Below are 11,457 nucleotides of genomic sequence, written 5' to 3' on the forward strand. Positions count from 1 at the left end.
CCCACCACCCCACCTGGTCGTGGCGCGCCCCCGCGCGCCCGTCCCCCGATCGTCGAGAAAGGACGATCATGCTCTCGTACCCCCGGCGCTGGCCCCGGGCGCTCTTCGCGGCGGTGCTCACCGTCGCGAGCGCGGCCCTCGCTGTGGCTGCACCGTCCACCGCCCAGGCGGCGGTGATTCCCGCTTCCGACTATCAGCAGGTCAAGCTCGCCACCGGCTCGGCCGAGCTGGGTGAGGCCATGTCCCTGGCCGTGCTGCCCAACCGCTCGGTCCTGCACACCGCCCGCAACGGCGTGCTGCGGGTGACCGACGTGGCCGGCAACACCAAGGTCTCCGGCACCCTGTCCGTCTACACCCACGACGAGGAGGGGTTGCAGGGCGTCGCCGTCGACCCGAACTTCACCACCAACCGGTGGGTCTACCTGTACTACTCCCCCACATTGAGCACCCCGTCCGGGGACGCCCCGACCACCGGCTCGTCGTCCGACTGGGACCGGTGGAAGGGGCACCTGCGGCTGTCCCGGTTCACCCTCAACTCCGACGACACGCTCAACCTGGGCAGCGAGAAGATCGTGCTCCAGGTCGCCAACGACCGTGGGCAGTGCTGCCACGTCGGCGGTGACCTGGACTTCGACGCCGCCGGCAACCTGTACCTGACCACCGGCGACGACACCAACCCGTTCGAGTCGTCCGGCTACGCGCCGCTTGACGAACGGACCAACCGCAACCCGCAGTTCGACGCCCAGCGCACGGCCGCCAACACCAACGACCTGCGGGGCAAGCTGCTGCGAATCAAACCGCAGGCCGACGGCACGTACACGATCCCGTCGGGCAACCTGTTCGCCCCGGGCACGGCGAACACCCGCCCCGAGATCTACGCGATGGGCCTGCGTAACCCGTTCCGGATGAGCGTCGACAAGGCGACCGGCGTCGTCTACCTCGGCGACTACGGCCCCGACGCCGGGTCCACGAACTCCAGCCGGGGCCCCCAGGGTCAGGTCGAGTTCAACCGCATCGCGGCACCCGGCAACTACGGCTGGCCGTACTGCACCGGCACCAACACGAGCACGGAAACATACAATGAATACACCTTCCCGTCCGGGCCGTCGCAGTCGAAGTACAACTGCACGGGCGGGCCGACCAACAACTCGTTCCGCAACACGGGCCTCGGCACACTGCCCGCCGCGAAGCCGGCCTGGATCAAGTACGCGGGCGACTCCAGTTCGCCGTCGGAGTTCGGCAGCGGCTCGGAATCGCCGATGGGCGGGCCGGTCTACCGGTACGACGCGTCGCTGAACTCCAGCATCAAGTTCCCCCAGTCGCTGAACGGTCAGTTCTTCGCCGGTGAGTACGGCCGCCGCTGGATCAAGGCCATCGCTGTCAACTCGGACGGGTCGCGCGGGGAGATCTCCAACTTCCCGTGGACCGGCACCCAGGTCATGGACATGGCCTTCGGCCCGGACGGCGCGCTCTACGTGCTGGACTACGGCACCGGTTCGAACAACCAGGCGCTGTTCCGGATCGAGTACATCGGTGGCGGCAACCGCAGCCCCATCGCGGTCGCCTCGGCGAACCCCACGTCAGGGGCCAACCCGCTGACCGTCAACTTCTCGTCGGCCGGCAGCTCCGACCCGGAGGGCGGGGCGCTCAGCTACCTGTGGACGTTCGGCGACGGCACCACGTCGACGGCGGCGAACCCCACCAAGACGTACACCACGAACGGTACGTACTCCCCCACGTTGAAGGTCACCGACCCGGCCGGGCTGTCCGGCACGGCGAGTCTCGTCATCACCGTTGGCAACACGGCCCCGACGGTGACGCTCACGTCGCCCGCCGACGGGCAGCTGTTCACCTTCGGTGACACGGTGCCGTACCAGATCTCGGTGAGTGACCCGCAGGACGGCACGATCGACTGTTCCAAGGTGAGCCTGACGTACGCGTTGGGCCACGACAGCCACGCCCACCAGATCACCTCGAAGAACGGGTGCAGCGGCTCGATCACCCTCCCGACCGACGGGGAGCACGACTCCGCGGCGAACATCTACGGGGTCTTCGACGCCGCCTACACCGACAATGGCGGGCTGACCACGCACAGCATCAAGACGCTGCAACCGAAGCACCGCCAGGGTGAGCACTTCGGCGCCACGTCGGGCGTGCAGGCCACCGACCACACCAACGCCGAGGGTGGCCGCACGGCCGGGTTCATCGAGAACAACGACTGGATCTCGTACCAGCCGTACAACCTGTCCAACGCGAACCGCATCACCGTGCGGGCGTCGTCGGCCGGGGCCGGCGGCACCATCGAGGTACGGGCCGGGTCGGCCACGGGCACGCTGCTGGGCACCGTCTCGGTACCGGTGACCGGTAACTGGGAGACCTTCACCGAGGTTTCCGGCACGATCAGCAACCCGCCCAGCGCGTCGACCACGCTGTACCTGGTGTTCAAGGGCGGGTCGGGCTACCTGTTCGACGTGGACGCGTTCACCTTCACCACCGGCACCGGTGGCAGCACGCCGGTGACCACGCTGCGGGCGCAGATCAACAGCCAGTACGTGTCGGCGGTCGGCACCACCGCGCTGATCGCCAACAAGGCCAGCGTCGGCAGCACCGAGCAGTTCGACCGGGTGGACGCCGGCAACGGCAACATCGCGCTGCGGTCGCGCGCCAACGGGCTGTACGTATCGGCCACGAACGCCGGCGCCGGAGCGTTGGTCGCCAACGCCACGGCGGTCGGGTCGTGGGAGACCTTCCAGCTCATCACCAACTCGGATGGGACAGTGGGTCTGCGGGCCACGGTCAACAACCAGATCGTGTGCGCCGAGAACGCCGGGGCCGGATCCCTGATCGCCAACCGTACGTCGGTCGGGGCCTGGGAGAAATTCATCCTGACCACCGGCTGACAAGCAAGGGGTGGGCCCGGCCTGGTGACCGACCAGGCCGGGCCCTACCGCGTGAAATAGGCCGCGCTCTCCGCGTCCGCGGGGTAGTAGGACTCGACCGCGATCTCCTCGATCGTGATGTCTGTCGGGGTGCCGAACGTGGTGATGGTCGAGAAGAGCCGCAGCTCACGATCGCCCACCCGGAGGATCATCGGGAGCACCACGTCGGCGTCGACCCGTTGGTCCGGCGGGTCCTCGGTTAGCGGGTGCAGCAGTTCTTCGTAGAGCGCCGCGAGTTCCGGGTCGGGAGCCGCGGCGAGCTGGCGCGAGATGCGGCTGCGGAACACCGCCCGGACGTCCGCCAGGTTGACGACCAGCGGGGCCAGCCCGCGCGGGTGCAGGCCCAGCCGAACCAGGTTCACCGGTGGCCGCAACAGGTCGGGCGCCGCGTACGCGAAGAACGGATCGACCGCGCGGTTGGTCAGCACGATGTTCCACCGCCGGTCGAAGACCAGCGCCGGATACGGTTCGTGCGCCCGCAGCACCCGGCGGAGCGCGTCGAGGGCGCCCGACAGGGCGGCGTCGTCGAGCGGGCGCTGCGTGTAGCGGGGCGCGAAGCCTGCGGCGAGCAACAACTGGTTGCGATCACGCAGCGGCACGTGCAGCTGGTCGGCGAGCCGGAGGATCATGTCGGCGCTTGGCGTGGACCTGCCGGTCTCGACCAGGCTGACGTGCCGGGCCGAGACATCCGCGGCGATCGCCAGGTCGAGTTGGCTGAGCCCTCGGCGCTTGCGCCAATGCCGTAGGAGTTCCCCGACCGCATACACGATCATGAGCCTACTCATCGTCGGTGCGGACGCCATGAAGTGCGATGTCATCGACAACCACCGGGCCCGGGGAAACACTTTCCCCCATGAGCACCGAGAACAAGAGCATCGTCGGACGTGCGTTGGCGGGGTTGGTCGACTCGGGCGACGTCGACACGCTCGCCTCGTTCCTGAGCGAGGACTTCATCCATCACCGGTCGGATTCGACGACCTCGACCAGGACGCAGTGGCTCGCCGCCGTCCGCGCCGCGCTGGGCCCGACCGCCGGCATGCGGGTCGACATCCTGCACCTGCTGGCCGACGGTGAGCACGTCGTGGTGCACTCGCGACGCCGACTACCCGGTTCCGGGCCGGAGATCGTGGTGGTCGACGTCCTGCGGATGGCCGAGGGGCGCATCGCGGAGGTGTGGGAGGTCATCGAACCGGCGGCCCACGCGCCAGCCAATGGGGAGTGGTGGGACCCGACTGTCGCTAGATCGGAAAGTGGCCGCGGCGCCAGTGCCAGTGGCCGCCGGCCCGCAGGTGGTCGATGATCGCGCGTTGGAGCACGGTGCGGCGCGGCAGCTCGTCGAGCGGCGTGGTCAGGGTGCGGAACCCGAACCGCAGCATCTCGATGTCGGCGTCCGGCCCCTCCGACTCCTGGTGGGGCTCCAGCTCGAACCGGCGCTGGAACCGCACGATGTTGGAGTCCTCTGGAAGGTACTCCCGCAACTGCGGGTCGAGCAGCCACGAGCCGCAGAAAAACCTGGTGTAGCGCTCGTCGGGAAAATGCCGTGGGAAGAACGCCCGGGCCTCGTCCAGCGACGCCGCGACCGCCTCCGGGGCCAGCGGCCCCGAATCGGGGACGTGCAGGCCGATGGCGCCGTCGCCGCGCTGGTGCTGTAGCCGGCCCAGCTCGTAGACGCCGCCGCGCGAGTGCAGCGTCAGCCAGCTCTGCATGACCGGCCAGCCATCGCCGCGCATGCGTCGGTCGATCGCGAGGTTACGGCCGAGGTCCGCGAGGGTCGCCCAGGACACGGCATCGGGGACACCGTGGTCACGGTGATACCCCCGCACCACGTCGATCAGGGCCAGGTACGCGTACACGTAGAGATGCCGCCAGGCGGGCCCTCGGTCTCGCGGCAGCTCCGGGCCGGGCGGCAGCCAGTCGTAGCCCCCGAGGTCGGCGCGGATCACCGCGATCGAGCGGTCGAGCAGCCAGCGCAGCTCCGCCGTCCACAGCGGCGAGCCGGGGTCCGGCCAGCCCGCCATGATCTCGGCGGCGTCGTCCGGCCGCACGGCGAGCCGGTCGAGGATCGCCGGCGCGTCGGCCTTCGCTGGCAACGGGGCTGACGGCCCACCACCGGCGAGCCGGTGCACGCGCTCGACGTCCTCGACGGGCACCCCGAGCCGGGCGGCGATGTCGTCCACATTCACGCCGACGAACCTACCGGCCGGCGGACAGCTCAGGAGTCCGCCGGCACTCCGGCGTCGAGCTGCCCGATCATCGGCGCGAGGAGGTCGTTGAGCTCCCGGGCAAGCACCACCACAGCCCGGCGCGCCGCCACGGCGACGTCATCGTGCGGGCCGTCGGGGGTCGGCGGCAGATCGTCGAGCGGGAGCGGCGCCTCCACCTGAAGCAGCGCGCGCAGATGCGGGCGGCGCGTCTGGTCCTGCTCGGTGGGTGTGGTGAACTGGCCGAACATCTGGGGCCAGTCCTGCCAACCACGGTCGCGCTGCCACTGCTTGGTCCAGGTCAGCTCGGCCGGCCAACGGGAGGCAACCGTCACCGCGCAGACCAGGCTGCCGTCCCAGGGGCTACGCGCGCAGGTCGCCGAGATGATCCGCCGGTGCCAGCGGACGAAGCCCGGCGACAGCTCGGTGGCCAGCCGCCAGGCCGTCACCGCGAACGCCACGGGCGCAAAGTCACCCCAGGTGTCGGCGAAGTCGTCGATCCGACGAAGCACCTCGGCCTCGTACCGGCCGCGCCCGTCGGTGCCGTGTTCGCGGTCGAACTGCTCGTCCAGCCAGAAAGCGCGCGGTTCCGGCATCCTCAACCCCGTTTCACAGCGATGGTGTCCCGCACCCCCGAATCTAGGCGAATGTCGGGGTGCGGACCGCATCCTCGCCGGTTGTCGACCGCAGCGACCCGGTCAGCCGACGAGGACGCAGAACGGATGCCCGGCCAGATCCGCGTACACGCGCAGGGGCACGGTGTTCGTCGGCCATGTCGCCTCTCGATCACCTCCGGGTGCCATTCTGCTCGAAGCACACCGTCGCCGCAGCCGGCCGCGGCTTGACAAGGAGCCGGGTCCAGAGTGGACGATGGGCCGTGCGCATTCTTGTGGTGGGTGGCAGCGGCCTGATCGGCGCTCACGTCGTGGACGTGCTCCGGGAGCGTGGTCACGCCGCGACCACGGTGGCGCGTACCGCCCAGCCGGGCGTCGACCACCTGCTCGATGTCGGGTCCGCCTCGATCGACGACCTGCGGCCGTTGCTCGCCGGTCACGACGGCGTCGTGTACGCCACCCGCACCGACGAGCAACGGCCGCTGCCCAAGCCGATCTATCCCGAGTTCCGCCGCGACAACGTCGACCCGGTGGTGCGCCTGTTCACCGCCGCCCGCCTCGAAGGTCTCACCCGGGGTGTGGTGATGGGCTCCTACTACACCTACTTCGACCGGCTCCATCCGCAGTGGCGCCTGGCCGAGCGGCACACGTACATCCGGTGCCGCCTGGAGCAGGCCCGGGAGGGGCGGGCGGCAGCCGGCGAGAGCCTGCCGGTCGCCGTACTCGAACTGCCCTTCGTCTTCGGTCGGGCCGGCGACCGGCTGCCCAACTGGGCCGGGCCGCTGGACCGGTGGGCCCGCTCGCGTACCCCGTTGGTCGCCCCGATCGGCGGCAGCGCGGCGGCGTCCGCGCGCAGCGTGGCCGAGGTCGCGGTCGATGCCCTGGAGCAGGCCAGCGGCGCGGACCTCCCGGTCGCCGACGAGAACCTCACCTGGACCGACATGATCGGGCGTATCGCCGACGCGGTCGGTCGGCGCCGCCGGGTCGCGCGGATGCCGTCCGGCGCCGCGAAGGCCGCCCTGCGACTGGGCGGCGCGCTACAGTCCCTCGGGCGCAAGGAGTCGGGCGTCAACCCCACCTACCTCGCCGACCTCCTCCTCGCCGACCTGTTCATCGAGCCGACGAGCGGTCGCCCGCTGGACCCGGCGCTACGCGAGACCTTCCGGAGCGCCTGATCCACCTTGGCGCCGATCACCCGGTGGTGACGTCGCGAGGCCGACGAACTCGTGCACCAGCGGTGAGCGGTTGTCCTCGGCCCAGGCCAGGCACACCTGGTTGTCACCGAGGTCGGCGACGGGCACGTGGACGACGTCCGGTCTCCTGTAGAACGTCGCCGTCGACAGCGGCAGGATCACCATCCCGGCGTACGCGGCGACATGTTCCAGCTTCTCCTCGACGGAGTTCAGCTCGGGCCGCAGGCGGGGATCGGGGTCGGTGGGACGGTTCGGCAGGTCCCGCCACTCCGGCACCGCGTCCGGGTCCTGCAACAGCCGTTCCTCGACCAGCTCGGCGAGGTCGACCGACTCCTTGCCGGCCAGCCGGTGATCGGTGGGCAGGACGACGACCCGGGGTTCGGTGAACAGCGGCCGCAGGCGCAGGCCGCGCTGGTCGACCGGGAGCCGTACGTAACTGACGTCCACGCGCCCCTCACGGACGATGTCGGCCTGGTCGTCCCAGGAGGTACGGACGACGTTGACGGCCAGGTCGGGGTGCCGCTGGCCGATGGCACGGGCCTCGGCGGTGACGAGAAGGCCGGGCATGAACGCGATGGTGAACGTCGGTTGACCGTGGGCGGCCCGTTGCACCCGCCGTAGCAGGGCCTCCGCCGAGGCGAGCAGCGGCCGTGCGTCGGTCAGCAACTGTCTGCCGGCCTCGGTGAGCACCGTGGAGCGGCGGTCCCGAACGAAGAGATCGGCGTGCAGTTCGCGCTCGAAGGCCCGGATCTGCCGCGACAGGACCGGCTGGGCGATGTGCAGCCGGGCGGCGGCCCGACCGAAGTGCAGCTCCTCCGCGACCGCCACGAAGTAGCGGAGCTTGCGCAGATCGACGTCCACCCTGCCCCCGTCCGGTTGCCGCTCCGGGCGGTATCCATGATACCCGCGGGGTATGAGTGGAGTGATGCCCAGCGGGCATCACAGCAGGTGAAAGAGGTCTTGGACACGGACGTTCCCGGCGGAGCACGGTGGTAACCGTCTCCACCACACGATCCGGAAGGACACGGTCATGACCCTCATCGACCAGCGCGTCGTCGTACTCGGCGGAACCTCGGGGATCGGCCTCGCCACCGCCGCCCTCGCCGCCCGCGAGGGCGCCCAGGTCGTGGTCGCCTCCAGCAACCAGCGCAGCGTGGACCGCGCCCTGACGACCCTGCCGACCACCACCAAGGGGTACGTCGCCAACCTCACCGAACCGGACGCCGTGTCCCGGCTGTTCCACGGTCTCGGCTCGTTCGACCACCTCGTCTACACCGCCGGCGAACCCCTCGCGCTGATGTCCGTCGACGCCCTCGACCTCACCGCCGCCCGGACCGCCTTCGACCTGCGCTACTTCGGTTCCCTGTCGGCGGTCAACGCGGCACTGCCATACCTGCGCCCCGGCGGGTCGATCACCCTCACCACCGGCACCGCCAACCACCGGCCCAGCGCCGGCTGGTCGGTCGCCGCCAGCATCACCGGGGCGATCGACGCGCTGGTCCGCGCGCTCGCCGTCGAACTCGCCCCGATCCGGGTCAACGCCGTCTCCGCCGGCGTGATCCGCTCCCCGCTCTGGGACTCCCTGCCGGAAGAAACCCGAGAGCAGATGTACGCGCAGCTCAGCGAGTCGCTGCCGCTCGGCCGGGTGGGCGAGCCCGAGGAGGTCGCCGAGGCGTTCGTCTACCTCCTGCGAGCGACCTACGCCACCGGCACGGTGGTGACCGTGGACGGCGGCACCCTGGTCTCCTGAGCCCGTTACTCCTGCGCGCTGCGCGCTGCGCGCTGAGTCTGCGCGCTCCAAGATCCGCACTACTTCACTGATGTAGTGGTCTCCGCCGCCCGCGAGGCCCCTACATCCTTGAAGTAGTGGACCGACTTGCGGCGGCCGTCAGCGGAGCTGTTCGGCCAAGCCGACGATGATGCCCTCCGGGCCGCGGACGTAGCAGAGCCGAAAGATGTCCTCGAACCGCTCCACCTCCCCGACGAGTTCGGCGCCGTGGCCGCGCAGCCGGGTGATCACGTCGTCGATGTCGTCGACGGCGAACATGACCCGCCGAATCCCCAACGTGTTCGCCGGCGCGTCCTTCGGCTCCGCGCGGACCGCCGTCGGGCGGTGGAACATAGCCAGCTCGACCTTGCCGTGGCCGTCCGGGGTCCGCAGCATCGCGACCTCCTGCCGCACGTCGTCGATCCCGATGACCCGCTCCACCCACCGTCCCTCGACCGGGCCTCGCCCCTCCAACTCCATGCCGAGTTCGACGAAGAACGCGATGACCGCGTCGAGGTCCTCGACAACGATGAGGACGTTGTCCATCCGCTGGATCGCCATGCTGGATCTCCCCGCTCTGGTGCCGTCACGATGACCGCATCCTCCCCGAAGACGGAGCCACTCGGCGGTTCTCGACATGCGGAGCGGTTGGCCTAGCGGCGCTGCCCCTCGTATCGCCCGGCGACAGCCGGGCCGAGGCCGGCCGGAAGGTGGGCAACCGCGAGCGCCACCGCCTCCGTGGCGGTCGCGGTCTCGCCGATCACCTCGTTACGTCCCCAGACCCGGAAGTTTGAGGGCGACCCATGCGCGCTGAGACTGACCGGGCTGGGCGAGAACGGATATCCCGTGGTGGTGGAGAAGTTCAAGACCGAATGACTGGTGTACGGGTAGAGCTGCCGTAGCCGGGGCTCGTTGTAGGCCGCCTCGATCAGCGCCGTGTGGTTTGGCCAATCGGCCTCTTCGGTGCGCTGTCTGAGCCACCGCCATTCGGCCGCCACCACTGCCGCCGGGCCTTGCTCGACGACTTCACCGCGGCGAGTCAGCGCGACGAATGGCACCGAGCGCCTGATGTCGTGCAACGGCGTGCCGGCGCGCCAGTCGTGCGCCGTCCGGACGACCCCGACCAGGTCGTCGGTGTCGCCAACGATCAACAGGATCCCCTGCCCCCAGCCTTCGAATTTGAAGCAGCGTTCGCCGGTGCTCGCACTCACCGTGAGGTCGTCACGAGCTGACGAGTCACTAGGGACACTCGCCGAGGTGAGGGGCGACGACCCGTCCAGGGCTCGAACCGTTCCGAGCGACAGACCATGCCGAGCAGCGACAGCATCGAGGGCGGCGGCAAGGCTGCCCGCCGCCGCCACCTCGGGGTACAGGTCTTCGACGGTGGGATCGCTGGGCATGCGGGCATTCTGCCGCAACCCGGTGCCGGCAGCCGTCCGTGCGTCCGGGCCCGATCGACGCGAACACCGGCGGACGATGCGGACGGCCACTGGCACCCTTGCCGACGTGAACGAGACGCTCAACGTGCTGGGCCTGGCAGAACGCACCCACGAACTGCTCATGCCCCGAGCCGCCTCGCGCTGGCCCAAGGACCGCCCCCGCCCAACACTGACCGTGCTCGGTCGCCAGGTGCCCAACCTGCGAAATCTTGGCACGTTGACGTTCGATGCCGACCAGTACGCCGCTGCCCTGAGGCCCCTAGCCGAGCTGCGGTCGTGCGGGTGACTAGTCCCGGTCCCACTCCGTCGAGGCGCTGAGCACCAGCGGGATGGTGTCGACCAGCTCTTGCGGTCCGTCGATCTGCCAGGCACGTACACAGCAGCCGCAGCCGGTCTCCGCGATTGAGGTCAACGACTCTCGGTATCGCGCGATCCAGGCTTCGGCGTCGGCCACCTCGCCAGGGGTGTCCACGCGGGCCATCATGCTGAATCGAGACATGGCGACACCGTAGCGGGAACCAGGCCCCACCCAGGCCCCCGCGCGCTGCCACTGCCTGACCGATAATGGCGACGGGCACCCGGCCAGCGAGCCCACCGACCAGCCTCAGTGGAGGTCACTGGTTTCGGGTGGGACGGCTTGTCTCGCCATAGAGGCCGACCCAGCGAGTATGAAGTCCACCAGGAGAAGGGCCTCCGACAGGCCGACAGGAAGATCACGATTTGCGGGTGGAGTACTAGCCTCTCCGCCATGGAGCAGCTGCGGAACCTTGGCATTCGGCTGGCACTGCACGGGTCGGTCGGCGATGACCTGCCAATGGCGGCTGCTCATGCTCTGACCCGAGGCGTCGACTCTCCGAGCTTGCGTGAGCTTGCCGGCCTGTCGAAGGGCCAGCCGCGGGAAGCCGTCGACCTGTTCCGGCAAGCGATGGATGAGCTGGGCTGCCCGGTCCCGGGCGAGAGCGCCGCCCGGCTGTACCTCATGCGCCAAGCGGCAGCGGAAATCCTTGCCGGAAAGGGTGACCCAGAGGATCTGGCACACGAAATCTACTGGCAGGCCTACTACACCGGACGGCCGGAACTGCGATCGGTCGGGGATCACTTCCTAGAGTTGTACGCCAGATGGGGCGTGAGGAACAAGGAGGCGGATGAAGCGGTGGAGGCCATGAAGACAGCAGCGCGTTCGTTTCTCCGCGACTACCCGGCCTAAGCACCCATCCGCCACAGCATGGTGGTCTAGAACCAACGCCGTTCAGTTAGGCGATTGGTGTGGTCGTCAAGGGTCAGGGCTGATGATGTGGATACT

General features: G+C 69.6%; 13 protein-coding genes. 6 read left to right on the forward strand and 7 right to left on the reverse strand.

Annotated elements, in window-relative coordinates:
• Nucleotides 1-68 precede the first annotated feature (68 nt).
• Nucleotides 69-2,900, forward strand: coding sequence for a PQQ-dependent sugar dehydrogenase (locus V6U86_RS28765; RefSeq protein WP_334508672.1), 2,832 nt, complete (start codon nt 69-71; stop codon nt 2,898-2,900).
• A 44-nt stretch (nt 2,901-2,944) separates the two neighbouring features.
• Here the strand turns inward: V6U86_RS28765 and V6U86_RS28770 are convergent, their stop codons facing one another.
• Nucleotides 2,945-3,712 (reverse strand): helix-turn-helix domain-containing protein, encoded by a 768-nt coding sequence (locus V6U86_RS28770; RefSeq protein WP_334508675.1) that lies wholly within the window; start codon nt 3,710-3,712, stop codon nt 2,945-2,947.
• Nucleotides 3,713-3,792: 80 nt separating this feature from the next.
• Between V6U86_RS28770 and V6U86_RS28775 the strand changes: the two genes are divergently transcribed.
• Nucleotides 3,793-4,239 carry a nuclear transport factor 2 family protein gene (locus V6U86_RS28775; RefSeq protein WP_334508677.1) on the forward strand — a complete coding sequence of 149 codons (447 nt, stop codon included), beginning with the start codon at nt 3,793-3,795 and terminating at the stop codon, nt 4,237-4,239.
• Here V6U86_RS28775 and V6U86_RS28780 read toward each other — a convergent pair.
• Together V6U86_RS28780 and V6U86_RS28785 are read right to left on the reverse strand one after the other, a co-directional pair.
• Nucleotides 4,178-5,122, reverse strand: a complete 945-nt coding sequence (locus V6U86_RS28780; RefSeq protein WP_334508679.1) for an acyltransferase domain-containing protein — start codon at nt 5,120-5,122, stop codon at nt 4,178-4,180. The genes V6U86_RS28775 and V6U86_RS28780 overlap by 62 nt on opposite strands.
• Before the next feature lie 29 nt (nt 5,123-5,151).
• On the reverse strand, nt 5,152-5,736 hold the full coding sequence (locus V6U86_RS28785) for a hypothetical protein (protein WP_334508681.1): 585 nt from the start codon (nt 5,734-5,736) through the stop codon (nt 5,152-5,154).
• Nucleotides 5,737-6,017: 281 nt separating this feature from the next.
• Here V6U86_RS28785 and V6U86_RS28790 point away from each other — a divergent pair, with 281 nt between their 5' ends.
• Nucleotides 6,018-6,929: an NAD-dependent epimerase/dehydratase family protein gene (locus V6U86_RS28790; protein WP_334508683.1), complete on the forward strand. Its 912-nt coding sequence runs from the start codon at nt 6,018-6,020 to the stop codon at nt 6,927-6,929.
• Here the strand turns inward: V6U86_RS28790 and V6U86_RS28795 are convergent.
• Nucleotides 6,903-7,808 (reverse strand): LysR family transcriptional regulator, encoded by a 906-nt coding sequence (locus V6U86_RS28795; protein ID WP_334508685.1) that lies wholly within the window; start codon nt 7,806-7,808, stop codon nt 6,903-6,905. The two genes, V6U86_RS28790 and V6U86_RS28795, sit on opposite strands and share 27 nt — an antisense overlap.
• Before the next feature lie 169 nt (nt 7,809-7,977).
• Between V6U86_RS28795 and V6U86_RS28800 the strand changes: the two genes are divergently transcribed.
• A complete protein-coding gene (locus V6U86_RS28800) occupies nt 7,978-8,697 on the forward strand; it encodes an SDR family oxidoreductase (protein ID WP_334508687.1) in 720 nt (239 codons plus the stop codon).
• Nucleotides 8,698-8,835: 138 nt separating this feature from the next.
• Here V6U86_RS28800 and V6U86_RS28805 read toward each other — a convergent pair whose 3' ends face one another.
• Together V6U86_RS28805 and V6U86_RS28810 are read right to left on the reverse strand one after the other, a co-directional pair.
• Nucleotides 8,836-9,276, reverse strand: coding sequence for a VOC family protein (locus V6U86_RS28805; RefSeq protein ID WP_334508689.1), 441 nt, complete (start codon nt 9,274-9,276; stop codon nt 8,836-8,838).
• Nucleotides 9,277-9,368: 92 nt separating this feature from the next.
• Nucleotides 9,369-10,205: a DUF6193 family natural product biosynthesis protein gene (locus V6U86_RS28810; protein WP_334508691.1), complete on the reverse strand. Its 837-nt coding sequence runs from the start codon at nt 10,203-10,205 to the stop codon at nt 9,369-9,371.
• A gap of 16 nt (nt 10,206-10,221) precedes the next feature.
• Between V6U86_RS28810 and V6U86_RS28815 the strand changes: the two genes are divergently transcribed.
• A complete protein-coding gene (locus V6U86_RS28815) occupies nt 10,222-10,440 on the forward strand; it encodes a hypothetical protein (protein WP_334508694.1) in 219 nt (72 codons plus the stop codon).
• Here V6U86_RS28815 and V6U86_RS28820 read toward each other — a convergent pair whose 3' ends face one another.
• Nucleotides 10,441-10,653, reverse strand: coding sequence for a hypothetical protein (locus V6U86_RS28820; protein WP_334508696.1), 213 nt, complete (start codon nt 10,651-10,653; stop codon nt 10,441-10,443). It abuts the gene before it with no gap.
• A gap of 249 nt (nt 10,654-10,902) precedes the next feature.
• Here V6U86_RS28820 and V6U86_RS28825 point away from each other — a divergent pair, with 249 nt between their 5' ends.
• The gene (locus tag V6U86_RS28825) at nt 10,903-11,361 is read left to right on the forward strand and encodes a hypothetical protein (RefSeq protein WP_334508699.1); all 459 of its coding nucleotides are present in this window, start codon (nt 10,903-10,905) and stop codon (nt 11,359-11,361) included.
• Nucleotides 11,362-11,457: the final 96 nt, after the last annotated feature.

The organism is Micromonospora sp. CPCC 205558 (assembly GCF_036902955.1).
GTDB lineage: Bacteria > Actinomycetota > Actinomycetes > Mycobacteriales > Micromonosporaceae > Micromonospora.